Source organism: Trinickia violacea (genome assembly GCF_005280735.1).
Classification (GTDB): domain Bacteria; phylum Pseudomonadota; class Gammaproteobacteria; order Burkholderiales; family Burkholderiaceae; genus Trinickia_A; species Trinickia_A violacea.
On record NZ_CP040077.1, the window covers coordinates 1,326,609 to 1,349,950 of the forward strand.

Annotated in this window: 18 protein-coding genes, 2 tRNA genes and 3 rRNA genes; 12 read left to right on the forward strand and 11 right to left on the reverse strand. The window is 61.5% G+C overall.

Annotated elements, in window-relative coordinates:
* Nucleotides 1-37: 37 nt before the first annotated feature.
* The 4 genes from FAZ95_RS06085 to FAZ95_RS06100 are packed head-to-tail and all read left to right on the forward strand — an operon-like array spanning nt 38 to nt 3,424.
* On the forward strand, nt 38-1,234 hold the full coding sequence (locus FAZ95_RS06085; RefSeq protein WP_137331628.1) for an acyl-CoA dehydrogenase family protein: 1,197 nt from the start codon (nt 38-40) through the stop codon (nt 1,232-1,234).
* A 59-nt stretch (nt 1,235-1,293) separates the two neighbouring features.
* Nucleotides 1,294-2,421, forward strand: coding sequence for an acyl-CoA dehydrogenase family protein (locus tag FAZ95_RS06090; protein WP_137331629.1), 1,128 nt, complete (start codon nt 1,294-1,296; stop codon nt 2,419-2,421).
* A 41-nt stretch (nt 2,422-2,462) separates the two neighbouring features.
* Complete coding sequence (locus FAZ95_RS06095; protein ID WP_137331630.1) at nt 2,463-2,921, forward strand: MaoC family dehydratase; 459 nt, start codon at nt 2,463-2,465, stop codon at nt 2,919-2,921.
* Nucleotides 2,918-3,424: a MaoC family dehydratase gene (locus tag FAZ95_RS06100; protein WP_137331631.1), complete on the forward strand. Its 507-nt coding sequence runs from the start codon at nt 2,918-2,920 to the stop codon at nt 3,422-3,424. Before FAZ95_RS06095 ends, FAZ95_RS06100 begins: the two co-directional genes overlap by 4 nt.
* Nucleotides 3,425-3,502: 78 nt before the next feature.
* On the opposite strand, the gene FAZ95_RS06105 is transcribed toward FAZ95_RS06100, so the two are convergent.
* The 5 genes from FAZ95_RS06105 to FAZ95_RS06125 form a co-directional block, all read right to left on the reverse strand.
* Nucleotides 3,503-4,195, reverse strand: coding sequence for a glutathione binding-like protein (locus tag FAZ95_RS06105; protein WP_137331632.1), 693 nt, complete (start codon nt 4,193-4,195; stop codon nt 3,503-3,505).
* Nucleotides 4,196-4,388: 193 nt separating this feature from the next.
* On the reverse strand, nt 4,389-5,513 hold the full coding sequence (locus FAZ95_RS06110) for a phosphotransferase (RefSeq protein WP_137331633.1): 1,125 nt from the start codon (nt 5,511-5,513) through the stop codon (nt 4,389-4,391).
* A gap of 37 nt (nt 5,514-5,550) precedes the next feature.
* A complete protein-coding gene (locus FAZ95_RS06115) occupies nt 5,551-6,282 on the reverse strand; it encodes a histidine phosphatase family protein (RefSeq protein ID WP_254699819.1) in 732 nt (243 codons plus the stop codon).
* Nucleotides 6,279-7,067 carry an oxepin-CoA hydrolase, alternative type gene (locus tag FAZ95_RS06120; RefSeq protein WP_137331634.1) on the reverse strand — a complete coding sequence of 263 codons (789 nt, stop codon included), beginning with the start codon at nt 7,065-7,067 and terminating at the stop codon, nt 6,279-6,281. The genes FAZ95_RS06115 and FAZ95_RS06120 overlap by 4 nt, the downstream gene beginning before the upstream one ends.
* 40 nt (nt 7,068-7,107) lie before the next feature.
* A complete protein-coding gene (locus tag FAZ95_RS06125) occupies nt 7,108-8,661 on the reverse strand; it encodes a 3-hydroxyacyl-CoA dehydrogenase (RefSeq protein ID WP_137331635.1) in 1,554 nt (517 codons plus the stop codon).
* A 129-nt stretch (nt 8,662-8,790) separates the two neighbouring features.
* Between FAZ95_RS06125 and FAZ95_RS06130 the strand changes: the two genes are divergently transcribed.
* Nucleotides 8,791-9,438, forward strand: coding sequence for a glutathione S-transferase family protein (locus FAZ95_RS06130; protein WP_137331636.1), 648 nt, complete (start codon nt 8,791-8,793; stop codon nt 9,436-9,438).
* A gap of 53 nt (nt 9,439-9,491) precedes the next feature.
* On the opposite strand, the gene FAZ95_RS06135 is transcribed toward FAZ95_RS06130, so the two are convergent.
* Entirely contained in the window at nt 9,492-10,664 is a 1,173-nt protein-coding gene (locus FAZ95_RS06135; RefSeq protein ID WP_137331637.1) for a pyridoxal phosphate-dependent aminotransferase, read from the reverse strand.
* An 89-nt stretch (nt 10,665-10,753) separates the two neighbouring features.
* Nucleotides 10,754-11,269, reverse strand: a complete 516-nt coding sequence (locus FAZ95_RS06140; RefSeq protein WP_137331638.1) for a putative toxin-antitoxin system toxin component, PIN family — start codon at nt 11,267-11,269, stop codon at nt 10,754-10,756.
* A 58-nt stretch (nt 11,270-11,327) separates the two neighbouring features.
* On the opposite strand from FAZ95_RS06140, the gene yaaA reads away from it, so the two are divergent.
* On the forward strand, nt 11,328-12,110 hold the full coding sequence (yaaA, locus tag FAZ95_RS06145) for a peroxide stress protein YaaA (RefSeq protein WP_137331639.1): 783 nt from the start codon (nt 11,328-11,330) through the stop codon (nt 12,108-12,110).
* A 47-nt stretch (nt 12,111-12,157) separates the two neighbouring features.
* Entirely contained in the window at nt 12,158-13,312 is a 1,155-nt protein-coding gene (locus FAZ95_RS06150) for a M14 family metallopeptidase (RefSeq protein ID WP_137331640.1), read from the forward strand.
* Nucleotides 13,313-13,376: 64 nt separating this feature from the next.
* Here FAZ95_RS06150 and FAZ95_RS06155 read toward each other — a convergent pair whose 3' ends face one another.
* From FAZ95_RS06155 to FAZ95_RS06170, 4 genes are all read right to left on the reverse strand, one after another.
* Nucleotides 13,377-14,051 (reverse strand): BspC domain-containing protein, encoded by a 675-nt coding sequence (locus FAZ95_RS06155; RefSeq protein ID WP_137331641.1) that lies wholly within the window; start codon nt 14,049-14,051, stop codon nt 13,377-13,379.
* Between the two features lie 201 nt (nt 14,052-14,252).
* Nucleotides 14,253-14,927 carry an energy-coupling factor ABC transporter permease gene (locus FAZ95_RS06160; RefSeq protein WP_137331642.1) on the reverse strand — a complete coding sequence of 225 codons (675 nt, stop codon included), beginning with the start codon at nt 14,925-14,927 and terminating at the stop codon, nt 14,253-14,255.
* Between the two features lie 93 nt (nt 14,928-15,020).
* Nucleotides 15,021-15,872 carry a helix-turn-helix transcriptional regulator gene (locus FAZ95_RS06165; protein WP_137331643.1) on the reverse strand — a complete coding sequence of 284 codons (852 nt, stop codon included), beginning with the start codon at nt 15,870-15,872 and terminating at the stop codon, nt 15,021-15,023.
* 198 nt (nt 15,873-16,070) lie between these two features.
* The gene (locus tag FAZ95_RS06170; RefSeq protein ID WP_137331644.1) at nt 16,071-17,285 is read right to left on the reverse strand and encodes a DUF2863 family protein; all 1,215 of its coding nucleotides are present in this window, start codon (nt 17,283-17,285) and stop codon (nt 16,071-16,073) included.
* A gap of 696 nt (nt 17,286-17,981) precedes the next feature.
* Here FAZ95_RS06170 and FAZ95_RS06175 point away from each other — a divergent pair.
* The 5 genes from FAZ95_RS06175 (at nt 17,982) to rrf (ending at nt 23,255) form a co-directional block, all read left to right on the forward strand.
* Nucleotides 17,982-19,509 (forward strand): 16S ribosomal RNA (locus tag FAZ95_RS06175).
* Nucleotides 19,510-19,574: 65 nt separating this feature from the next.
* Nucleotides 19,575-19,650 (forward strand) — tRNA-Ile (locus FAZ95_RS06180).
* Nucleotides 19,651-19,696: 46 nt separating this feature from the next.
* Nucleotides 19,697-19,772 (forward strand) — tRNA-Ala (locus FAZ95_RS06185).
* 315 nt (nt 19,773-20,087) lie between these two features.
* Nucleotides 20,088-22,959 (forward strand): 23S ribosomal RNA (locus tag FAZ95_RS06190).
* A 183-nt stretch (nt 22,960-23,142) separates the two neighbouring features.
* Nucleotides 23,143-23,255, forward strand: a 5S ribosomal RNA gene (gene rrf, locus FAZ95_RS06195).
* Together the 16S, 23S and 5S rRNA genes with 2 tRNA genes alongside form the textbook arrangement of a ribosomal RNA operon.
* Nucleotides 23,256-23,342 lie beyond the last annotated feature (87 nt).

The window sequence follows — 23,342 nt, forward strand, 5'->3', positions numbered from 1 at the left end:
TCCTGGCGGCGAACGGCGCGGCCAGGAGACACTGCGTATGAATCTCGACTACACCCCCGCCGAAGACGCGTTCCGCGTCGAAATCCGCGCGTGGCTCGAGGCGAATCTGCCCGCCGAGCTTGGCGCCAAAGTCCTCAATCACAAACGCTTGTCGCGCGACGACATCGCGAGCTGGCATAAGCGGCTCGGCACGCGCGGCTGGTCGGCGCCAGCTTGGTCCGTCGAATACGGCGGCCCCGGTTGGAACGCGACGCAGCGTCATATCTGGGAAGAGGAATGCGCTCGCGTCGGCGCGCCGCCGGTGCTGCCGTTCGGCGTATCGATGGTCGCGCCCGTGCTGATGAAGTACGGCAGCGAGGCGCAGAAACGCCGCTATTTGCCGCGCATACTCGACGGCACCGACTGGTGGTGCCAAGGCTATTCGGAGCCCGGCTCGGGGTCCGATCTCGCGTCCCTGCGCACGCGAGCCGAGCGCGTCGGCGATCACTACGTCGTCAACGGGCAGAAGACCTGGACGACGCTAGGCCAGCACGCCGACATGATGTTCTGCCTTGTGCGTACCGATAGCGGTGCCAAGAAACAGGAGGGCATCTCGTTCCTGCTGATCGACATGAAGACGCCGGGCATCACCGTGCGTCCGATCATCACGCTCGACGAAGATCACGAAGTCAACGAAGTGTTCTTCGAGGACGTGAAGGTGCCGGTCGAGAATCTTGTCGGCGACGAGAATCGCGGCTGGACTTACGCAAAGTATTTGCTTGGGCACGAGCGCACGGGTATTGCGGCGGTGGGCCGCTCGAAGCGCGAACTCGTGTTCCTGAAACGTCTCGCGCGCGAGCAGAAGAAAAACGGCAAGCCGCTGATCGAGGATCCCTCGTTCGGCGCCAAGGTCGCCGCACTCGAGATCGAGCTGATGGCGCTCGACGTGACCGTGCAGCGCGTCGTCAGCAACGAGGCGAGCGGGCGCGGGCCGGGGCCCGAGGCGTCGATGCTGAAGATCAAGGGCACCGAGATCCAGCAAGGGTTGACCGAGCTGATGTTCGAAGCGGCCGGGCCGCTTGCGGCGGCGTTCGACGTGCCGTTCCTCGAAGGCGAACGCGAGCACAGCCTCGCCGGCGACGACGATGCCGCGCCGCTCGCCGCGTACTACTTCAACTACCGCAAGACGTCGATTTACGGCGGTTCGAACGAAATTCAGAAGAACATCATCGCGCAGATGATTCTCGGCCTCTGAGCTTTGCATGGGACGGCACTAAGCGCTAAAGCGCTAAGTGCCGTCGACAGGAGACATCGATGGACTTCACCTTCACCGAAGAACAGCAGCAATTCGCCGACGCGCTGCGTCGCTATCTCGAGAAGAACTACGGCTTCGAAACGCGGCAGGCGATCGTGCGCTCCGAGGCGGGCGTGTCGGCGGAGCATTGGAGCGCGTTCACCGAGCTCGGTCTGACAGCGCTGCCGGTGCCGGAAGCGCAGGGCGGCTTCGGCGGCAGCGCTGTCGACATGCTCGTGGTCATGCAGGAGTTGGGGCGCGGGCTTGTCATCGAGCCGTATTGGGCGGCGGCGGTCGGCATCGAGGCGCTGCGCCTCGCGGGCACAGGCGAGGGCGCCGACGCGCAATTGCTCGAACGCGCCGGCGCGGGCGAGATCAAGCTCGCCGTCGCGTTTCACGAGCCGCATGCGCGCTACGACTTGTTCGACCTTGCGACGGTCGCCGAGGCGAGCGGAAATCAATTCACGCTGACCGGCTCCAAGTCGATCGTGCAGCACGGCGCACAAGCGGACTATTGGATCGTGCCGGCGCGCCTTGACGGCGAAATCGCGTTGTTCGTCGTACCGCGCGATGCGGCGCACGCCAAGGTCGCGGAGTACCGCACGATCGACGGCCAGCGCGCCGCGACGCTCACGTTCGCGAATACGCCCGCGCGCCGGCTCGCTGGTCTGCACGCGGGAGCGGCGACTCTCGAGCACATCGCGGACTACGGCATCGTGTTGTTGTGCGCGGAAGCGATCGGCGCGCTCGACGCGCTGAATCACGCGACGCTCGAATACACGAAAACGCGCCAGCAGTTCGGCGTGCCGATCGCGCGCTTCCAGGCGCTGCAGCACCGCATGGTCGAGATGCTGATCCACACGGAGCAGGCTCGCTCGCTCGCGTATCTGGCCGCAGTCCGCTATGCGAGCCGCGATGCTGACGAGCGCCGCCGCGCGGTGTCGGCTGCGAAGGTCCGCATCGGACAAGCTGCGCGCTTCGTCGGCCAACAAGCCGTGCAATTGCACGGCGGCATGGGCGTGACGAACGAAGTGGCGGCGGCGCACTGGTTCAAACGGCTCGCGATCATCGAGACGACGCTCGGCGACGTCGATCATCACCTCGCGCGCTTCGCGGCGCTGCCCGGCTTCGCGACGGCCGACGCGTGAGCGCCCGGCTCGACGACGGACTTCTACGAAGGAGCAGAACAATGGGTGTCAGTTACGAAGACTATGAAGTCGGCACGACGGTCGATATCGGCGAGCATACGTTCAGCGCCGATGAAATCATCCGCTTCGGCGAGCAATTCGATCCGCAGCCGTTCCATATCGACGAGGATGCCGCGAAGGCGTCTCCGTTCGGCGGCCTGATCGCGAGCGGCTGGCATACGTGCTCGGTCATGATGGGGCTGATCGTGCGCAATACGCTGAGCGGCTCGACGTCGATGGGCTCGCCCGGCGTCGACGAAATCCGCTGGATCAAGCCGGTGCGCGCCGGTGACACGATCCTGATGAAGAACACGGTGCTCGACAAGCGCGTGTCCGAGAGCCGTCCTGACCGCGGCATCGTGTCGATCCAATGGGAAGGCATCAATCAGAAGGGCGAGACCGTCATCACCGTGCGTTCGAAGGTGATGTTCGGGCTGCGCAATCCGGGAGGCACGGCATGACGCGCGAGGCGCCCGTGTCAGCGGAAGTCGTGATCGTCGAGCTGGCGGATGCGAACGCGCTGCGTTCGCTCATTGGCGCAGCGCCGTTGACGAGTGGCTGGGTCGCTATCGATCAGGCTCGCGTCAACGTGTTCGCGGACGCAACCGGCGATCGACAGTGGATTCACGTCGACCCCGAGCGTGCCGCGCGCGAATCGCCGTTCGGTGGGGCGGTCGCGCATGGATTCCTGACGTTGTCGCTGGTGCCCGCGTTGCTCGAGAAGACCGTCGCGATGCGGCAGCGCATGGGCGTCAACTACGGGCTCAATCGCGTGCGCTTCACGGCACCGGTGCCGGTGGGTTCGCGTGTGCGGGCGCGCTTTCAGGTGGAGGGCGTGACCGATGTGGACGGCGGCGGCGTGCAAGTCATCTGGAATGTGACGCTCGAAGCCGAGAGCGGCGCCGCGGGTACCGGCGACAAGCCGGTTTGTGTCGCCGAGTTCATCACTCGGCATTATTTCTAAGGCGGTTTCACTGCAAGCTGCGGCGAGCGGCACGTTCAAGCCGCTCGCCATGCTCATCCAACGTCGCGCGCTGCCCGATCAATGCCGCGCGTATTGTGTCGCGCCGAACAGCACTTCCTTCGCTTTGTCGTCGAACGATGGCTTGCGCGCCGACGCGAGCACTTCGACTGCGCGTTGCACCGCCGGCCGTGCCGCAATCGCTTCATGCCAGCGCTTCACGTTCGGGAAGTCGTCGAGCTCGACACCTTGGTTTTTCCATGAGCGCGTCCACGGAAAGCTCGCGATGTCGGCGATCGAGTAATCGTTGCCCGCGAGAAATTGCGTCTTGCCGAGCTTCGTATCCATCACGCCGTATAGGCGCTTCGTCTCGTTCGTGTAGCGATTCACCGCGTATTCGATCTGCTCGGGCGCGTAGAGGCGGAAATGGTGCGTCTGCCCGAACATCGGGCCGACGCTGCCCATCTGGAACATCAGCCATTGCAGCGTCGCGTAGCGGGCGGCGGGGTCGGCCGCGAGAAATTTGCCGGTCTTCTCGGCCAGATAGATCAGGATCGCGCCCGACTCGAACAGCGACAGCGGCTTGCCGCCGGGGCCTTCCGAATCGACGATCGCCGGGATCTTGTTGTTCGGGCTGATCGCGAGGAACTCGGGCTTGAACTGGTCGCCGGCGCCGATGTCGATGGGGTGCACGTTGTAAGCGAGGCCGGTCTCCTCGAGCATGATGTGAACCTTATGGCCGTTCGGGGTCGCCCAGCTATAGACGTCGATCATCGTGGCTCCTTGTCTTTTCCATAAAGAAGGCGCCGCATGTGCGGCGCCGAAAGCGTCGAAAAATTAGAGCATAGATCGCCGCATGCTGCTGACGGCCCCGAAAGCCCCGCCTGGCGTCCGGGTTTTCAGCCGCGCGCGGGCCGACGCGTACGCATAGGCGAACGGGAAGTCGTCGCTGACGTCGCCACAGTGCTTAACGCACTTTCTGCGCGTACTGCCAAGCCAGTTCGGCCATTGGCCGGGCGCGGCGGCCGGCGTCGGCCGCTTGCGCGCTCGCCGCCGTGCCCTCGACGACGCGCTTCATGATCCCTTGCAGGATCGCCGCGATGCGGAACATGTTGTAGGCGAGGTAGAAGTTCCAGTCGCCTTCGATCTGCAAGCCGGTGCGTTCGCAATAGCGCTGCACGTAATGGGCTTCGTCGGGAATGCCGAGCGCCGCCCAATCGAGCCCGGCGATGCCGCGAAACTGCGCGGGATCGACGTGCCATGCCATGCAGTGATAGGCGAAATCGGCGAGCGGATTGCCGAGCGTCGACAGTTCCCAGTCGAGCACCGCGAGCACGCGCGGCTCGCTTGGATGGAAGATCAGGTTGTCGAGCCGGTAGTCGCCGTGCACGATCGAGACGCGCGTTGTTCCGTCGTGGCCTTCGTCCGCCTCGGCCGGCATGTGCTGCGGCAGCCAGTCGATGAGCCGGTGCATCGCTTCGATCGGCTCGGTTTCCGATGCCTGGTACTGCTTGCTCCAGCGGCCGATTTGACGGGCGAAGTAGTTGCCGGGCTTGCCGTAGTCGGTGAGGCCGGCTTGATCGACATCGACGGTATGCAATGCGGCGATCACGCGATTCATTTCGTCGTAGATCGCAGCGCGTTCGGCGCTCGACATGCCGGGCAGCGATTGATCCCACAACACGCGGCCCTCGACAAACTCCATCACGTAGAACGCTCGGCCGATCACCGCTTCGTCTTCGCAGAGCGCGAGCATGTGCGCGACGGGGACCTCGGTGTTCGCGAGCGCGTGCATCACGCGGTACTCGCGTTCGATCGCGTGCGCGGAAGGCAGGAGCTTCGCGGCAGGGCCCGGTTTCGCACGCATCACATAGCTGCGCGACGGCGTGACGAGCTTGAACGTGGGGTTCGACTGGCCCCCCGCGAATTGCTCGACCGTGAGCGGCCCGGCGAAACCGTCGACGTGCTCGGCGAGCCATGCTTCGAGCGCCGCGACGTCGAAACGCTGACGCTCGGACACCGCTCGAGTCCCGACGAACGCAGAATAGTCCTGCGCTTGCTCCGATTCCGCTGCTGGATGGCGGGTAGCCATTGTCTCCTCCAGATCGGCTTGGGTTTGGATGTCGTGCTCAGTCGCGCTTGTATCGAAGGTATTGCGCGTAGAGCAGCTCCATCGTCGTGTTGCGCACGTCCTTGAAGAGCGGCGACGGCGGCGAATAGTTGATCGTGCGGATGACCCAGTCGCGCGGCTCGTCGCCGACGTCGAGCGCGTTGATGCAGCCTGTTGCTTGCGCGAGGTGGCCGAAGAACGCGCGCCCGCCTGCCGTGATCGCGTGCGACAGCAGCGCGCGATTGACGCCGCCGTGCAGCACCAGCAACGCCGTGTCCCACGACGGATCGTTGCGCAGCTTCGCGACCGGCGGCAGCACGCGGTCGAGCAATTCGCCGATCGTCTCGCCGCCGAGGAAGCGCGTTTCCTCGGGGACGATGCCTTCGAACACGCGCAGAAAGGCCGATTCGACTTCGTCGGGCGGCAGGCCCGCGAGGCGCCCGCCGCGAATCTCCTGCCATTCGGGCCAGATTTCGATGTCGACTTTCTGACCCGTCTCCGCGAGCACACGCTGCGCCGTTTCGACCGTGCGCGGCAAGCCGCTCACGATCACGCGATCGAAGCGCACATCGTGAGTCGCGAACTCGCGGCCCGCGGCGCTGGCTTGCTCGCGTCCGTTGGCATTGAGCGGCACCGTTTCGGGCTCGATGGCGCGGCCCGAGGCATCGAAGTAAGTCACGTCGCCGTGCCGCATCAGGAAGATGCGGCGGCGCTTGGGCATGTCGAAGCCCGTTGTCGTCGGATCGCTCATTTGTAGACCGGGGCGCGTTTTTCGAGGAAAGCGGTGATGCCTTCGAGTCCGTCGCGGTGATGGAGCGACGCGACGAAGTTGTCGCGCTCGGCAATCAGGTGATCGGCGAGCGACTGCGAATCGGCTGCGGCGACGAGCGATTTGATCCGCGTGGCCGCGTTCGGCGAGACGCGCCCGAGTTCGTCGGCCCAGGCGAGCGCAGTGTCGAGCACGGCGGAGGGCTTCGCGAGACGGTTGACGACGCCGAGCTCATACAGGCGCGTGGCCGCTACCGGCTTGGCTTCGAGCAGGACTTCGGTCGCGAGCTGACGTGGCAAGGCGCGCGCGAGAAACCACGAGCCGCCGCCGTCGGGCGTGAGGCCCACGCGCGAATACGACATGACGAACTTGGCGTCGTCGGCGGCGACGATCAGGTCGCACGCGAGCGCGAGCGAGAAGCCTGCACCTGCGGCGGCACCCGCCACCGCGGCGATGACCGGCTTGGTCGAAGCGCGCAGCGCCGAGATCCATTCGCCGAGCAGGTCGATGCTTTGCGCTTGCACCGACGGGTCTTTCGCGCGGTTCTCGAGCAGCCGGTTCAAGTTGCCGCCCGCGCAGAAGAAGTCGTCCGCGCCGGTCAGCACGATCGCGCGGATCGACGGATCGCGCTCGGCGGTGTTGAGCGCTTCGATGCCGGCGGCGTACATGTCGGGGTGCAGCGCGTTGCGTGCGCCGGGGTTCGAGAGCGTGAGGACGAGCGTCGATTCGCTTTCGGGCGGGCGCGACGCAAGGAGTTCGGCGGTCATGGCGTGTCCTGAGTAGGTAAGGTGTTTGTCGAGCTCGGTCTTAGTGCGCTGCTTCAGGTGCATCGGATGCATCGGCGCTCGTGAGCGGCAAGCCGAGCTGCGCGCGCCGCGCGAGCCACGGCGACGGCCGATAGCGCGGGTCGCCGAGCACGCTCGACATATTGCGCAGAATCGCGAGGATCGTCTTCGCGCCGAGCGCATCGCCAAGCGCGAGCGGTCCCTTCGGATAGCCAAGGCCGAGCGTGACGGCGAGGTCGATATCTTCAGGCGACGCGATTTGCCGTTGCGCGATATCGCAGCCGATGTTGACGATCGTCGCCACGATACGCTGGGCGACGAAGCCCGTGGAGTCGCGTATCACCGTGACGGGTACGCCGTCGGCCGCGAAGAGCGCATGCGCGGCATCGCGTGCGGCGCGCGTGGTCGCGGGCGTCGTCATTAGCGTGCGGCGTTTGGCGTTGACAAGCGGGAAGAGCGTATCGATTGCGACGGTGCGGGTTGCGTCCAGTTGCTCTTCGACCGCCGCCGTCGTCGCATCGAGTCCGAACGGCGTCACGACGATCAGCGAATCGGCAGCCGGTTTCGCGCCTTCGTCGAGCGCGACGTTCACGCGTGTCATGAGCTCCAGCACTGCGTTGCGGGCTTCGGGATGACGCGCGCTGACCCACACGCGCTGCGGCAGCGCGGTCGGGGCGCTCGGCTCGTCGGGCACTTGCTGCTTGCCGTCGACATAGCGATAAAAACCTTCGCCCGCTTTCTTGCCGATCAGCCCGCCCGCGAGCCGCGCGCCGGTAATCGGCGACGGCGTGAAGCGCGGCTCTTCGTAGAACTGGTGATAGATCGACTCCATGACCGGATGCGAGACATCGAGCGCGGTCAGGTCGAGCAATTCGAAGGGGCCGAGGCGAAAGCCGGCCTGCTCGCGCATGATCCGGTCGATATCGACGAAGCTCGCCACGCCCTCGCTCGCGACGCGCAGCCCTTCGGTATTCATCCCGCGTCCGGCATGGTTGACGATGAAGCCGGGCATGTCCTTCGCTCGCACGGCCGTGTGCCCCATGCGGCGCGCGAGGTCCATGAGCGCATCGCCGGCGGCGGGGTCGCCGCGCAGGCCGTCGATCACTTCGACGACCTTCATGAGCGGCACCGGATTGAAGAAGTGGTAGCCCACGACGCGCGAAGCATCCGTGCACGCGGCGGCAATCGCGGTAATCGACAGCGACGACGTATTCGACGCGAGCACGCATCGTCCGCTGACGATGGTTTCGAGTTCGCGGAAGAGCGCGCGCTTGGCGTCGAGCTTTTCGACGATCGCTTCGATCACCAGGTCGCAATCGGCGAGCTCGGCGAGCGATTGGGCGCCGATTACGCGTGCGAGCGCGGCGTGCGCGCCGGCTTCATCGAGTTTGCCCTTGACGGTCAGCTTGACGAAGATGTCCGCGAGGTAGTCGCGCGCGGCGCTCACGGCTTGCGGATCGGTATCGAAGAGCCGCACGGTGAGGCCGGCGAGCGCCGCGATCTGTGCGATGCCGCGTCCCATCGCGCCTGTGCCGACAACGCCGACAGTCTCGATGGCGTACTGACGAGAGGCCATAATGGTGTCCCACTCCAAGTCTGTTTTAGAATAGCACGGTCGTGCGATTTAAAAATAATGCCTTGCGGAGCATGGCTGCGGCGCGCAGCGCCGAGCGGCTCCGATCATCCTGTCACATGGAGACGCCGTATGATCCAGCTGCATGGTTTCGCGCTGTCCAACTACTACAACAAGGTGAAGTTCGTTTTGCTCGAACACGGTATCGCGTTCGAGGAAGTGTTCGTGATCCCATCGCAGGACGAGACGGTGCTCGCGCATTCGCCGCTTGGCAAGGTGCCGTACATTCGCACGGAAGAGGGGGATCTGTGCGAGTCGGAGGTCATCATCGAGTACCTCGCGCAGCGCTATCCCGACAAGCCGATCTTCCCGGCCGATCCGTTCAAGGCTGCGAAGGCGCGCGAACTGGTGACGTTCGTCGATTTGCATCTCGAGCTCGTCGCGCGCGAGCTGTACAAGGAAGCGTTCTTCGGCGGCACGGTGACCGACGCCACCAAGGCGCGCGCCGAGAAACGCCTCGTGCACGGCATTGCCGGCTTCAAGCGGCTCGCGAAGTTCTCGCCTTACGTGGCGGGCGGCGAGTTCACCATCGCTGATATTGCCGCGTTCGCGAGCCTGCCGCTTGTGGGCATGACGACGAACGCGATCTACGGACGCGACTTCGTGCTCGATGCAGGCATCGATTGGAAGGCGCATGTGAAGCTGATCAACCAACGGCCCGCCGCGCAGCGCGTGACGGACGATCGCAAGGCTTACGTCGCGGCGACGAAGACGAACTGAGCCGTGGCGCGCATGCGAAGAACCGATGCTCTGTCGCATGATCGCGCCCTTCGTCAGAGCCGCGCGAGCCGTTCGAGCGCGGTGGCGAGCGTGCTTTCCTGCTTGGCGAAACAAAAGCGCACCACGCCCGATTCGTGCGCCTCGTGATAGAACGCCGACACCGGAATGGCCGCGACGCCGATTTCGCTCGTCAGCCACGTCGAGAAGTCCGCCTCCGTCATATCGCTCACTGCCGAGTAGTCGACGCACTGGAAGTACGTGCCGGTGCAAGGCAGGAGCTTGAAGCGCGTCTTCGCGAGGCCCTCGCGAAAGAAGTCGCGCTTCTTCTGATAGAACGCGGGCAGATCGAGATAGGGTGCCGGATCGCGCAGATAGTCGGCGAGCCCGAACTGCATCGGCGTGTTCACCGTGAACACGTTGAACTGGTGGACCTTGCGGAACTCGGCCGTCAACGCGGCGGGCGCGCAGACGTAGCCGATCTTCCAGCCCGTCACGTGATAGGTCTTGCCGAAGCTCGACACGACAAAGCTGCGCTGCGCAAGCTCCGGATAGCGCGCGATGCTTTCGTGCGGTGCGCCGTCATAGACCATGTGTTCGTAGACCTCGTCCGACAGAATGAGCACGTTGGTGCCGCGCACGATGTCTTCGAGCTGCTTCATGTCGCCGGCGCGCCAGACCGTGCCGGTCGGATTGTGTGGCGTGTTGATCAGGATGAGCCGGGTTCTCGGCGTGATCGCGGCGGCGAGCTTATCGAACGGAATCGCGTAGTCGGGCGCTTCCAGCGTGACGAAGACCGGCTTGCCGCCTGCCAGCTCGATCGACGGCACATAGCTGTCGTAGTTCGGTTCGAGGACGATGACTTCGTCGCCGGGATGCACGGTCGCGAGGATCGCAGTCAGCAATGCCTGCGTGGCGCCGGCCGTCACGGTGACCTCGGTATTCGCGTCGTAGCGGCGGCCATAGAGGTTCGCGACCTTGTCCGAGATTGCCTGGCGCAACGGCGCGATGCCGGCCATCGGCGGATATTGGTTGTGCCCGTCGCGCATCGCTTTCGCGACCGCGTCGACGATGCGCGGATCGCAATCGAAATCGGGAAAGCCCTGCCCGAGATTGACCGCGCGTTTCTCGGCGGCAAGCGCGCTCATGACGGTGAAAATGGTTGTGCCGACGTTGGGCAGGCGCGAGGCGAAGGTGGGCGTCGTGGGCGTTTCGTGCGGTGCGTTCATGGTGCGGTCGGCAGGCTCAAGCAGGTTCGTGTCGGTGGTCAAGACGCTGGCAGCGGGTTTCGTCGGGCTTGACGCGCAAGGGCGGGGCGTCAGGCCGGTTCCGGCTCCGGCGTGCGGGTCGCGCCCAGTTCGCAAGCGGCGACGAACGGCGCGGGCTGCGCGATCCGGAAGCCGAAGTCGCGCGCAATGCGCTTCGCCAGCTTCAGCACGGCGCGGTCCTTCGAAACCAGCCAATCGGCGCGCGCGACATGCGCGAGTTCGAGAAACTTCTGATCGTCGCGATCCTTGCAGACGGGCAGCGGACGGGCGTTTTCGGTTGCGGCGTCTGGTGCGTCCGGTGCATTCGGTGCGACAAATTCGGCGAGGCGCCCGACGGCGGCCAAGGCCGCTTCCTTGTCGACACTGCGCGCGACCAACTGAGGATAGTCGAGCACGCGGGTGAGTTCGGCGAGGCATCGCCCGTCGATCAGCGCGTGCAGCGCGCCGGATTCCAGCGCCGCGAGGATCGGACGCGTATCGGGGTCGTCGAACACGAGAATGTCGATCCAGACATTCGAATCGAGGATGACGCGAGGCGCGCCGCGCGAGGCATGGGAACTAGGCATTCGTTACAATCGGGCTTTTCCGTCTTTACCGTCCGGCACGGCGTGCCGGCGAGCCTCTATGATAATTGTTTTGTCTCCGGCGAAATCGCTCGACTACGAAACGCCGCCGCACGTCAAGAAACATACGATCCCCGATTTCGCAGACGAAGCCGCCGAGCTGATCGGCGAGCTGCGCCGCTTGTCGCCGCAACAGATCGCGTCGCTGATGGACATCTCCGACACGCTCGCTCATCTGAATTTCCAGCGTTATGCCGATTGGTCGCCGCGTTTCTCCACGGAGAATGCGAAGCAGGCCGTGCTCGCGTTCAACGGCGACGTGTACGAAGGCTTCGATGCGAAGTCGCTGTCGGCTGCCGATCTCGACTACGCGCAAAACCACGTGCGCGTGCTGTCGGGCCTTTATGGCCTCCTGCGGCCGCTCGACCTGCTGCAGCCCTACCGCCTCGAAATGAAGACGCGCTTTGCGAACGCACGCGGCAAGGATCTCTACGCGTTCTGGGGCGAGCGCATCACGCAGGCGCTCAATGCTCAGTTGCACAAGAACAAGGGCGCTGCGCGGGTGCTCGTCAATTGTGCATCGGAGGAGTACTTCAAGTCGGTCAAGCCGAAGCTGCTCGACGCGCCCGTGGTCACGCCGGTCTTCGAGGATTGGAAGGGAGGCCGCTACAAGATCATCAGCTTTCATGCGAAGCGCGCGCGCGGCCTGATGGCGCGCTATGCGGTCGAAAACCGCGTCGACTCGCCGGAAGCGCTGAAGCATTTTGCGGCCGAAGGCTACGCATTCGATGCCGCCGCTTCGAACGATTCCACCTATGTATTTCGCCGGCGCGTCGGCGATTGAGTGACAGCCAGCTCCGCTGACGTCGTGCAAACCAACAAGGAACCCTCATGAGTCTATCGATCACGACCCATTTCGACGCCGGCGCAGTCGAAGTCCTGTCCTGCGAACAAGCGGGCGACATCCGCCTGCGCATCCGCCGCGACAGCCACGCGGATCTCGCGCAGTGGTTCTATTTCCGTCTTTCGGGCGCGCGCGGCGAGCGCTGCGTGATGACATTCGAGAACGCGTCCGAATGCGCGTTCGCGGACGGGTGGCGGAACTACCAGGCCGTGGCGAGCTACGACCGCGTCAACTGGTTCCGCGTGCCGACCTCATACGACGGCCGCGTGATGACGATCGATCACACGCCCGATTTCGATCGCATCTACTACGCGTATTTCGAGCCGTACAGCGAGGAGCGGCACTCGGAGTTTCTGGGCGCGGTGCAGCAGATGCCGCAAGCGAATCTGGTCGAACTGGGGCAGACGGTCGAAGGCCGGCCGATGTCGCTGCTCGTGCTCGGCACGCCGGAACTGGACAACAAGCCTAAGAAGAAAGTCTGGATCATCGCGCGCCAGCACCCGGGCGAGACGATGGCCGAGTGGTTCGTCGAAGGGCTCGTGAAGCGGCTTGCCGGGTGGGGCGATTGGGCGGGCGACCCGGTCGCGCGCAAGCTCTACGATCACGCGGTGTTCTACATCGTGCCGAACATGAATCCGGACGGCAGCGTGCGCGGCAATCTGCGCACCAATGCCGCGGGCGCCAACTTGAACCGCGAATGGATGGAGCCGGACGCGGCGCGCAGCCCCGAAGTGCTGCTCGTGCGCGATGCGATTCGCGCGACGGGCTGCGATCTCTTCTTCGATATCCATGGCGACGAGGCGTTGCCGTACGTGTTCGTCGCGGGCTCCGAGATGCTGCCGGGCTTCACCGAGGAGCAGGGCAAGCAGCAAGCCGCGTTCATCGAAGCATTCAAGCAGGCAAGCCCGGATTTCCAGGACAAGTTCGGCTACGAATCGTCGAAGTACCAGCAGGATGCGTTGAAGCTCGCGTCGAAGTACATCGGCCATGAATACGGCTGCCTGTCGCTGACGCTGGAGATGCCGTTCAAGGACAACGCGAATCTGCCTGACGAACGCGTGGGCTGGAACGGCGAGCGCAGCGCGGCGCTGGGCGCGGCGATGCTGAATGCCGTGTTGCGGCACGTGGAGACGTTTGGCTAAGAGCTCGAAACTGGAAGGCGGCGCGATGCATCGCGCTGCTGTTTTGACAGACGGTAGCAAGCGGTTAGGGCTTTTTCGTTGTCGAGGTCGTCGTCTTCTTCGAGCTGCTCGATTTCTTCGTCGACGATTTGTTGGCCGTAGTCTTCTTATTCGACGTCGTTTTCGGCGACACCGCCTTGCTCGAGCCTTTTCCAGTCGACTTCTTCTTTGTCGTGCCTTTGCCGGTGTGCTTGCCCTTCGTGGCCTGAGAGACGGGAGCCGCGGCTCGCGGCTCCGCGCGCGGCTTTGCGGGCGGCACCGGGTCGTTCCAGCTGAAAGCGAGCATCTGCGTGCCGACGTAGCCGCAGCGGAACTTCAAATTGATCGGCGGTTGGCTCGAGTCATGCGGATAGCCGAGCCCTTCGACCGTCACGATGTTATCGACCTTCACCCGTTGCTTGCCTTCGTCGAACGAATCGTTCCAAGGGGTGACGCTGGCGTGCTGGCTATCGAAAGACTCGGCAGAGAACTCGACGTGGTCGATCGCGCTCGATGTGCTCGCGACGAAGTTTCCGTGTGCGGCGCAGTCGGCCACGAGCGGGTCGGCATGCATGTCGGTGATGTACTTGTTGATCATGTCGTTGCGTTGATCGACAAGGTCGGCAAAGGCGGGGGTGGCAAGGGCGAGTGAGGCGGCAGTGCATGCTGCCAGCCGGCCGACGAAGAGAAAGAATCGGCGCGGAGTGTTGGAGCTATCCATCTAGTTGTGCAGGTTAAGACATCAGGCACGTAAGATGCCTGACGATGCGGTGTAGTTCAACTTTAGTGCAAATATTCCGGCGGATTTCGCAGCGAGATAGGGGTGATGCCTTGGCGAGCCCGCTCGGATTTCCACTGCCGATGCCGCGCCGCAATCGTATCCGCAGCAATGCCGCGATGGCCCGGGTAGCGAAGATGCGATTCAGGTGCGGGGGCCGCCGAGCCGATAGCGGCGCACATCGTACGTAGTGACCCAGGTCGGTTTATAGACGGCGATGAGCGCCGTCGACATTCCGGTAAACCACGCCTCGCCGGATGCGAGCAGCAGTACGCTGAATGCGTACCCAACCGGGACCACAGTCATCGACCCGTTGGCCAGCGCCACGTGCGTGCCGATCGCAGCCGCTGATGCGGCAGCGACTGCAATGGCGGGCGACACGAAGCCTTGCGCGCAGATAAAGACAAACAAATTGCGCGGCAGCCACGCGGTGGTCGCGCGCTGCAACAACGCGGATATGCCGACCGGCATCGCTCCGTAGACAAGGAAGGTCAGTGCGACACCTTGCCATGTCGCATCGAAGATCACCGCCGCGATACCGCTGACGGCCGCCATAGCGATCAGCGCGAGCGCCCAGTCGAACAGCGTGACCACCAACGTCGCGCCGAGCAGGTGCATGACGGGCCCGTCGTCGAGCCACGCATTGGTCGCCCATAGCACCGAAACCGCCACGATGATCGCGAGCCATACGTGCTGAAGCGTGCCGTCCTGGAGACGGCGGAACGGTCTGCGCGACAACGCGAACGCAAGCAGTCCTGCGGCGACGATCCAGGCACCGACGGCAAGCCAAAACGGTAGCGGTGTGTAGAGGAAACCCATGCATCTCATATTACTCGTTGGTGCGCAAAAGGTGTGAGCGGAATCCATGCCAGCGGCCTGTCGAAGCCGCTGGCCAACGCGTCGGGCAACGCGTCAGGTTCCGTCTGATCTCTTCTTGCCGAATGGCGCAACCGGTTCTGCCGCGATCGGGAGTTTGTCGTCTTCGTTGTCGGGCAACGGATACTTGAATCGGGCATTACGCCTCAGAGGTACGGGGCCGGCCTGGCCGAGTACAGGCTTCGGAGCGCTATCGGATGGCGAGCGCAGGACTTCTAGTTGCGGCGACTGCCAATCGTTGTAGATCGCTACAGCTGCCGCGCGGTTGAGCGCGCCCAACTGCTGGAAGATGCTGGCGAGATGGATTTTGACTGTGCCCTCGCTGATGCCGAGCGTGCGCGCGATCATCTTGTTGGTGCTCCCCATGTGGACGCAGCGCATGATCTGCTCCTGGCGCGGCGAAAGCGGGCGTGAAAGACGCACTCGGCCCGAATTGCGGTGGGCTGCGTCGCGTGCTCGCGATCCAGCGCCGTGAGGCGGCTCCTGCGCCCAGGGCGTGTCGAGCGTCAACACCCAATGCGGGACGAAGTGGCCGCCGAGCAACACTCGCTCGAACGCGTGGACGATCAACTGCGGTTCCATCGCTCGCGGGATGATGCCGCGCACGCCTTCGTCGAGCAGCGCCCGCACCTGAGGCAGCGACGCATCGTCGATGAGTGCCGCGATTCGCAGCGACGGGTGTTCGCTGAGGAGCGCTCGCATATCCGTCAAGGACATCGAATCCTGCCAGTCGACGACGAGAAGGTCGACGCTCGAACGCTGCAATGCGCGGCTTGCCTGGGCCCAATCTTTTGCATCATTAAAGCGCGCCTGCCGGTCGATTTGCCGCAACAGCGCCTTGAGCCCATCGCGTCTTTCTGCTTCTGAATTGACAACCGAGAACCGCATAGTTTGCCTCCCTGGGTCGGATGTGGCGGCGCGTTATCTGGTGTGCCGGTTCGAGCCGGCTGACTGTGATGCGCCGCCAGAGCTATGATGACAAATTACTTACATCACGTGCGCCTGACCGAAAGGCATAGGAAAAATGCACAAAAAAGCCCTGCGCGGGCAGGGCTTGGTGTCGCGGTGCGCGCTTGACGCGCAAACTCAGTGGAAGTGCGGTTGCGCGGGCTCCGCATCTTCCGGCATTTCGGCGTGCACGATTTCGCCGAGCGGGTCCGCATACAGCGGCACGCCGCAGTCGTCGCAGTACTCCGGTTCGAAGCGGCCCGCGTGGCGGCGGATGTCGGTCACGCCGGCTTCCTTTAGTAGCGCGACGATTTCCTCGATAGGGCCGTCGGCGGGTTCGGCGCCTTCCGGTTCCTCGTCAATGGCCAGATCGCCGTTTTCGCGGCCGTAAAGTGGCCAGACGACGCCATAAATCACGTCGTTGCTGCCGCGCCGGGTGAAACCGACTCGATACTCGTCGATGCGGCGCTCGCCGAAGCCTGCGACCACGGCGCGCAGATCGTGCGGCGCCGCGCCGATCGTGTCGTACAGATAGCGGATGGCCGTGCGGACCGTATGCGGGCGCACGCGCTCATCGGCGTCGCGGCAGGCCGAGTAGTAGGCATCCGGCAGCAGGCATTCGAACTCGCAGCCCGGCAGCACCAATGCGAGATTGGCGCCGCCCTGCGTGGCCCATTGCTCGAGGCATTGACCGCGCTCGATGCGCGCGCCGCCTTCCTCCTCCTGCCAACGAAAGAGCGGGGCGCCGACCGGTGCGGCGACGACCGCAAGCAGAAAGCGCGGGTCGGCGAGAATCGGCGAGGTTTCCGGCAGATCGCCGAAATTGATCTTGGTGGCGGCCCCGCTGACGGCGGCCTGGACGAGTTGTTGCGCTACTCGGTACGTTTCGACGTGATGCCGTGGCAGTTGGTCGATGCTGTACAGGAATGGCGCTAGTGCGACGCGGGTGGAATCGGCAAGGACGTGCGCCTGCAGGTGCGCGCGCAAGGCTTCGACGGAATCGCTCTTCAGCGGGCCGGAAGGGATCGCGTAGCGCGTCCACGCCAGCACTGGTGCGGCGATCAGGAGCGCTTCATATGGCGTGCCTTCATGTTCGACGAGGAACGACTCGCTATGCGTTTCGGCCATGTCGGCTAGCGCGCCGTACGCATCGGGATGGTTCTGCTGAAGGTGGTCGAGCGCGGCATCGAGCGTCGTCTGGTTGCCGTTGCGGACGATCTTCGCGAGCAGTGCATCGAGCTTCGCCTCCCAGAAGCGGTCTTCGATGCGGCTGCCCGACGCAAACAAGGCGAGCGACAGACCTACTAGCTTGTCAGCATCAGGAGGGAGGCGTTTGGCGATTCGCGAGCGCATAGTGGCTAGATGATTGTGTCCGAAGAACCCTCCATTGTAGTCTTTTCCTGCGCGCTTTAACTTTGACTGGGCGGGGTCAAGGGCCGTCAATGGGCCAGGGGCTTGGGGGGGCAGATGCCGCTGCCCATGTAAATGCGGGGCATGGTTCCGGCTGAACGCGATGCGCATTGGTTTGCTGCCGGGCGTTGGCGAATAAAGGGCGCCTAAAGTCGCAGTGAAGTGTTTGTCATAAGAATTTCAAAATACCGCTTGCCAGGTATGCGGAGGGTGGCTAGAATCTCGGTCTTTCGCGCTTCGGAGTGAAGCGCGGGGGAAGCGAGGCAGGTCGGGTGCAAGCTGGACGAAGCCCGATGTAGCAAGGCTTTCGGCGGGGTTGATAAGTTTGAGTGGTTAAAAAACTTGTTGACGAGTGACGAAAGAGTCTGCATAATCTCATTTCTCTGCTGCTGATGCAGCGACGCAAGACGGTAGCGAAGTTCGGTGCTGTTGCGCGATGCGATCTTTAACAATTTACAGCCGATAAGTGTGGGCGCTTGATGGCGATGCGAGGCGGATCTTTCGGGGTCTGCTCCAAGCAAAAGTATCAAGTCTCACACAGTATTAGAGGAAGGTTTATCCGTCGAAAGATGGATTAATCATCGTCAGTACGTTGAGTGAGCGACCGGTTCTACGGAACCGAAAACAGTAACAGGCATTGAACTGAAGAGTTTGATCCTGGCTCAGATTGAACGCTGGCGGCATGCCTTACACATGCAAGTCGAACGGCAGCACGGGGGCAACCCTGGTGGCGAGTGGCGAACGGGTGAGTAATACATCGGAACGTGTCCAGTAGTGGGGGATAGCCCGGCGAAAGCCGGATTAATACCGCATACGATTTTAGGATGAAAGCGGGGGACCGAAAGGCCTCGCGCTATTGGGGCGGCCGATGGCAGATTAGCTAGTTGGTGGGGTAAAGGCCTACCAAGGCGACGATCTGTAGCTGGTCTGAGAGGACGACCAGCCACACTGGGACTGAGACACGGCCCAGACTCCTACGGGAGGCAGCAGTGGGGAATTTTGGACAATGGGGCAACCCTGATCCAGCAATGCCGCGTGTGTGAAGAAGGCCTTCGGGTTGTAAAGCACTTTTGTCCGGAAAGAAATCCTTGGCCCTAATATGGCTAGGGATGACGGTACCGGAAGAATAAGCACCGGCTAACTACGTGCCAGCAGCCGCGGTAATACGTAGGGTGCGAGCGTTAATCGGAATTACTGGGCGTAAAGCGTGCGCAGGCGGTTCGCTAAGACCGATGTGAAATCCCCGGGCTTAACCTGGGAACTGCATTGGTGACTGGCGGGCTAGAGTATGGCAGAGGGGGGTAGAATTCCACGTGTAGCAGTGAAATGCGTAGAGATGTGGAGGAATACCGATGGCGAAGGCAGCCCCCTGGGCCAATACTGACGCTCATGCACGAAAGCGTGGGGAGCAAACAGGATTAGATACCCTGGTAGTCCACGCCCTAAACGATGTCAACTAGTTGTTGGGGATTCATTTCCTTAGTAACGTAGCTAACGCGTGAAGTTGACCGCCTGGGGAGTACGGTCGCAAGATTAAAACTCAAAGGAATTGACGGGGACCCGCACAAGCGGTGGATGATGTGGATTAATTCGATGCAACGCGAAAAACCTTACCTACCCTTGACATGGACGGAACCCTGCTGAAGGTGGGGGTGCTCGAAAGAGAACCGTCGCACAGGTGCTGCATGGCTGTCGTCAGCTCGTGTCGTGAGATGTTGGGTTAAGTCCCGCAACGAGCGCAACCCTTGTCCTTAGTTGCTACGCAAGAGCACTCTAAGGAGACTGCCGGTGACAAACCGGAGGAAGGTGGGGATGACGTCAAGTCCTCATGGCCCTTATGGGTAGGGCTTCACACGTCATACAATGGTCGGAACAGAGGGTCGCCAAGCCGCGAGGTGGAGCCAATCCCAGAAAACCGATCGTAGTCCGGATTGCACTCTGCAACTCGAGTGCATGAAGCTGGAATCGCTAGTAATCGCGGATCAGCATGCCGCGGTGAATACGTTCCCGGGTCTTGTACACACCGCCCGTCACACCATGGGAGTGGGTTTTACCAGAAGTGGCTAGTCTAACCGCAAGGAGGACGGTCACCACGGTAGGATTCATGACTGGGGTGAAGTCGTAACAAGGTAGCCGTATCGGAAGGTGCGGCTGGATCACCTCCTTTCTCGAGCTTAACGCGTCAAAGTTAAGCGCTCACGCTTATCGGCTGTAGATAAAGACAGGCTTAAGGGGTCTGTAGCTCAGTCGGTTAGAGCACCGTCTTGATAAGGCGGGGGTCGTTGGTTCGAATCAACCAGACCCACCAATTGTCTGCGGTGGCTGGAGCTCGGAACCCTTGGAGTGTCAGGTACGGGGGATTAGCTCAGCTGGGAGAGCACCTGCTTTGCAAGCAGGGGGTCGTCGGTTCGATCCCGTCATCCTCCACCAATCACTAATGATAAGGACTTGATCCGAGTGAGGATCGAGTGTTTGTCATTGGCGATTGAGCCAGTCAGAGCGGTAAGTGAAAGCTTATCGGCTGTCGTTCTTTAACAATCAGGAAGAAGTAGTAATGGATAGCGAAAGCGCTTAGAGATGGGCGTGGACGCTATCTGGGTTGTGATTGTATCGATGTATCTCAAGATGATTCGAACTTAATGTTCGGCTCAATTGGAATACGGCACAACGCGAAAACTCAACCTATGACGGGTGTGCTTGGAAGCGGACGCGAAAGCGCAAGCGAGCGAGACGCACTAGTTATAGGGTCAAGCGAACAAGTGCATGTGGTGGATGCCTTGGCGATCACAGGCGATGAAGGACGCGGTAGCCTGCGAAAAGCTTCGGGGAGCTGGCAAACAAGCTTTGATCCGAAGATGTCCGAATGGGGAAACCCGGCCCGTATGGGTCATCCTAGACTGAATACATAGGTCTAGTGAAGCGAACGCGGTGAACTGAAACATCTAAGTAACCGCAGGAACAGAAATCAACCGAGATTCCCAAAGTAGTGGCGAGCGAAATGGGATCAGCCTTGTACCTTTTATCTTAGTTGTTAGCCGAACGCTCTGGAAAGTGCGGCCATAGCAGGTGATAGCCCTGTAGGCGAAAACAGTTAGGAAGAACTAGGGGTACGACAAGTAGGGCGGGACACGTGAAATCCTGTCTGAAGATGGGGGGACCATCCTCCAAGGCTAAATACTCGTGATCGACCGATAGTGAACCAGTACCGTGAGGGAAAGGCGAAAAGAACCCCGGGAGGTGAAATAGATCCTGAAACCGCATGCATACAAACAGTCGGAGCCTCGCAAGGGGTGACGGCGTACCTTTTGTATAATGGGTCAGCGACTTACGTTCAGTAGCAAGCTTAACTGATTAAGGCAGGCGTAGCGAAAGCGAGTCCGAATAGGGCGTTCAGTTGCTGGGCGTAGACCCGAAACCAAGTGATCTATCCATGGCCAGGTTGAAGGTGCGGTAACACGTACTGGAGGACCGAACCCACTAACGTTGAAAAGTTAGGGGATGAGCTGTGGATAGGGGTGAAAGGCTAAACAAACTTGGAAATAGCTGGTTCTCTCCGAAAACTATTTAGGTAGTGCCTCGTGTATCACCTTCGGGGGTAGAGCACTGTCATGGTTGAAGGGTCCATTGCGGATTACTTCGCCATAGCAAACTCCGAATACCGAAGAGTGCAATCACGGGAGACAGACATCGGGTGCTAACGTCCGGTGTCAAGAGGCAACCCAGACCGCCAGCTAAGGTCCCCAAATATGGCTAAGTGGGAAACGAAGTGGGAAGGCTAAAACAGTCAGGAGGTTGGCTTAGAAGCAGCCATCCTTTAAAGAAAGCGTAATAGCTCACTGATCGAGTCGTCCTGCGCGGAAGATGTAACGGGGCTAAGCCATATACCGAAGCTGCGGATGCACATTTATGTGCATGGTAGGAGAGCGTTCCGTAAGCCTGCGAAGGTGCGTTGAAAAGCGTGCTGGAGGTATCGGAAGTGCGAATGCTGACATGAGTAGCGATAAAGGGGGTGAAAGGCCCCCTCGCCGTAAGCCCAAGGTTTCCTACGCAACGTTCATCGGCGTAGGGTGAGTCGGCCTAAGGCGAGGCAGAAATGCGTAGCTGATGGGAAGCAGGTCAATATTCCTGCACCATTGTTAAATGCGATGGGGGGACGGATCGCGGAAGGTTGTCCGGGTGTTGGACGTCCCGGTCGCTGCATTGGAGAAGGTGCTTAGGCAAATCCGGGCACAGGATTCAAGGGTGTGGCGCGAGCGACTTCGGTCGCGAAGCAATTGGAAGTGGTTCCAAGAAAAGCCTCTAAGCTTCAGTTTAACAATGACCGTACCGCAAACCGACACAGGTGGGCGAGATGAGTATTCTAAGGCGCTTGAGAGAACTCGGGAGAAGGAACTCGGCAAATTGGTACCGTAACTTCGGGATAAGGTACGCCCCTGTAGCTTGACTGGCCTGCGCCGGAAGGGTGAAGGGGTTGCAATAAACTGGTGGCTGCGACTGTTTAATAAAAACACAGCACTCTGCAAACACGAAAGTGGACGTATAGGGTGTGACGCCTGCCCGGTGCCGGAAGATTAAATGATGGGGTGCAAGCTCTTGATTGAAGTCCCGGTAAACGGCGGCCGTAACTATAACGGTCCTAAGGTAGCGAAATTCCTTGTCGGGTAAGTTCCGACCTGCACGAATGGCGTAACGATGGCCACACTGTCTCCTCCCGAGACTCAGCGAAGTTGAAGTGTTTGTGATGATGCAATCTCCCCGCGGCTAGACGGAAAGACCCCATGAACCTTTACTGTAGCTTTGCATTGGACTTTGAACCGATCTGTGTAGGATAGGTGGGAGGCTATGAAACCGGAACGCTAGTTTCGGTGGAGCCGTCCTTGAAATACCACCCTGGTTTGTTTGAGGTTCTAACCTTGGCCCGTGATCCGGGTCGGGGACAGTGCATGGTAGGCAGTTTGACTGGGGCGGTCTCCTCCCAAAGTGTAACGGAGGAGTACGAAGGTACGCTAGGTACGGTCGGAAATCGTGCTGATAGTGCAATGGCATAAGCGTGCTTAACTGCGAGACCGACAAGTCGAGCAGGTGCGAAAGCAGGTCATAGTGATCCGGTGGTTCTGTATGGAAGGGCCATCGCTCAACGGATAAAAGGTACTCTGGGGATAACAGGCTGATACCGCCCAAGAGTTCATATCGACGGCGGTGTTTGGCACCTCGATGTCGGCTCATCTCATCCTGGGGCTGTAGCCGGTCCCAAGGGTATGGCTGTTCGCCATTTAAAGAGGTACGTGAGCTGGGTTTAAAACGTCGTGAGACAGTTTGGTCCCTATCTGCCGTGGGCGTTGGATATTTGAAGGGGGCTGCTCCTAGTACGAGAGGACCGGAGTGGACGAACCTCTGGTGTACCGGTTGTCACGCCAGTGGCATCGCCGGGTAGCTATGTTCGGAAGAGATAACCGCTGAAAGCATCTAAGCGGGAAACTCGCCTTAAGATGAGATATCCCCGGGGACTTGATCCCCTTGAAGGGTCGTTCGAGACCAGGACGTTGATAGGTCGGGTGTGGGAAGCGCAGTAATGCGTTAAGCTAACCGATACTAATTGCCCGTACGGCTTGATCCTATAACCAGTGCGTTTCTGTCGACCAGTGTTAGCGCTTCAGCGCTTACTCTGGTCCCATGCAGAGCAACACGCCCAAGGTTGAGATCAACCGCGTTGTGCACACAGTCACAACCCAATCCATTACACACCCTACTTCTTCCCAGATTGGCTGCGCCGCCTCAAGCGATGCAGCAACAAGTCATGCCTGATGACCATAGCGAGTTGGTACCACCCCTTCCCATCCCGAACAGGACCGTGAAACGACTCCACGCCGATGATAGTGCGGATGCCCGTGTGAAAGTAGGTAATCGTCAGGCTTCTCTATACGTCCACAACCCCACCCCTCAAAGGTGGGGTTGTGGCGTTTACGGCCTCCAAATAGCCTCTCTCCTAGGAAAACCTGC

Excerpts from the sequence above, each read along its gene's own strand:
- FAZ95_RS06085 (WP_137331628.1), top strand. The coding sequence starts at position 38 with ATGAATCTCGACTACACCCCCGCCGAAGACGCGTTCCGCGTCGAAATC.
- FAZ95_RS06090 (WP_137331629.1), top strand. The coding sequence starts at position 1,294 with ATGGACTTCACCTTCACCGAAGAACAGCAGCAATTCGCCGACGCGCTG.
- FAZ95_RS06095 (WP_137331630.1), top strand. The coding sequence starts at position 2,463 with ATGGGTGTCAGTTACGAAGACTATGAAGTCGGCACGACGGTCGATATC.
- FAZ95_RS06100 (WP_137331631.1), top strand. The coding sequence starts at position 2,918 with ATGACGCGCGAGGCGCCCGTGTCAGCGGAAGTCGTGATCGTCGAGCTG.
- FAZ95_RS06105 (WP_137331632.1), bottom strand. The coding sequence starts at position 4,195 with ATGATCGACGTCTATAGCTGGGCGACCCCGAACGGCCATAAGGTTCAC.
- FAZ95_RS06110 (WP_137331633.1), bottom strand. The coding sequence starts at position 5,513 with ATGGCTACCCGCCATCCAGCAGCGGAATCGGAGCAAGCGCAGGACTAT.
- FAZ95_RS06115 (WP_254699819.1), bottom strand. The coding sequence starts at position 6,282 with ATGAGCGATCCGACGACAACGGGCTTCGACATGCCCAAGCGCCGCCGC.
- FAZ95_RS06120 (WP_137331634.1), bottom strand. The coding sequence starts at position 7,067 with ATGACCGCCGAACTCCTTGCGTCGCGCCCGCCCGAAAGCGAATCGACG.
- FAZ95_RS06125 (WP_137331635.1), bottom strand. The coding sequence starts at position 8,661 with ATGGCCTCTCGTCAGTACGCCATCGAGACTGTCGGCGTTGTCGGCACA.
- FAZ95_RS06130 (WP_137331636.1), top strand. The coding sequence starts at position 8,791 with ATGATCCAGCTGCATGGTTTCGCGCTGTCCAACTACTACAACAAGGTG.
- FAZ95_RS06135 (WP_137331637.1), bottom strand. The coding sequence starts at position 10,664 with ATGAACGCACCGCACGAAACGCCCACGACGCCCACCTTCGCCTCGCGC.
- FAZ95_RS06140 (WP_137331638.1), bottom strand. The coding sequence starts at position 11,269 with ATGCCTAGTTCCCATGCCTCGCGCGGCGCGCCTCGCGTCATCCTCGAT.
- yaaA (WP_137331639.1), top strand. The coding sequence starts at position 11,328 with ATGATAATTGTTTTGTCTCCGGCGAAATCGCTCGACTACGAAACGCCG.
- FAZ95_RS06150 (WP_137331640.1), top strand. The coding sequence starts at position 12,158 with ATGAGTCTATCGATCACGACCCATTTCGACGCCGGCGCAGTCGAAGTC.
- FAZ95_RS06155 (WP_137331641.1), bottom strand. The coding sequence starts at position 14,051 with ATGGATAGCTCCAACACTCCGCGCCGATTCTTTCTCTTCGTCGGCCGG.
- FAZ95_RS06160 (WP_137331642.1), bottom strand. The coding sequence starts at position 14,927 with ATGGGTTTCCTCTACACACCGCTACCGTTTTGGCTTGCCGTCGGTGCC.
- FAZ95_RS06165 (WP_137331643.1), bottom strand. The coding sequence starts at position 15,872 with ATGCGGTTCTCGGTTGTCAATTCAGAAGCAGAAAGACGCGATGGGCTC.
- FAZ95_RS06170 (WP_137331644.1), bottom strand. The coding sequence starts at position 17,285 with ATGCGCTCGCGAATCGCCAAACGCCTCCCTCCTGATGCTGACAAGCTA.